This is a genomic window from Methanomassiliicoccales archaeon (assembly GCA_029907465.1).
Lineage (GTDB): Archaea > Thermoplasmatota > Thermoplasmata > Methanomassiliicoccales > JACIVX01 > JACIVX01.
Genome location: JARYLV010000044.1, coordinates 1 through 532 on the forward strand (window position 1 = coordinate 1; position 532 = coordinate 532).

A 532-nucleotide genomic window follows, 5' to 3' on the forward strand; every position below is an offset into this window, starting at 1 on the left:
TGCTCAAGCACCCTTTTTATATTTTTTTGCAAAAACTGTTAAACAAAAATTCGGAGGTATTGAAAATGAAAAAGAGAATTGTCGCGATCGTCGCCACCGCCACCCTTTTTCTAGCCGCATTTGGATTGGTGCTTTCGACCCTTTTACCGCTGGGCATTCCAGGGAATGATCCTCACAAGATTTTGTCCGGAAGTAATCTTGGGATTCCTAGAAATGACCCACACAGTTGGGTTAATGGTTCGAATGGATCGGGGGCTATCTCAGGAGTATATACATATGCGATCCCGCGTAATGATCCCCACAGCTGGGAACCCCTAATAAATGTTCAGACATTAGGCATTCCGAGAAACGATCCACACTGATTTTCTTACCTACTGTATCCCCCTTTTTCCTTCTTTCTTTTTTTGAAAAAAAGGCTCAATATCATGCAGGCAAATTGGATTCGGATTTTAGATCATCAGTAGTATTATTCGGTAATAGATTGATTGTAGCCTCAATCTCTTTCCTGAGGTTATCATAACCATGAGTGATA

At 41.2% G+C, this 532-nt stretch carries 1 protein-coding gene; it reads left to right on the forward strand.

From position 1 onward, the window contains the following. Positions 1-65 precede the first annotated feature (65 nt). The gene (locus QHH00_08505) at positions 66-362 is read left to right on the forward strand and encodes a hypothetical protein (GenBank protein MDH7509410.1); all 297 of its coding nucleotides are present in this window, start codon (positions 66-68) and stop codon (positions 360-362) included. The last annotated feature ends 170 nt before the right edge of the window (positions 363-532 follow it).

What these genes read in the sequence shown, in the direction of transcription:
- QHH00_08505 (MDH7509410.1), top strand. Translation starts at nt 66, where the DNA reads ATGAAAAAGAGAATTGTCGCGATCGTCGCCACCGCCACCCTTTTTCTA.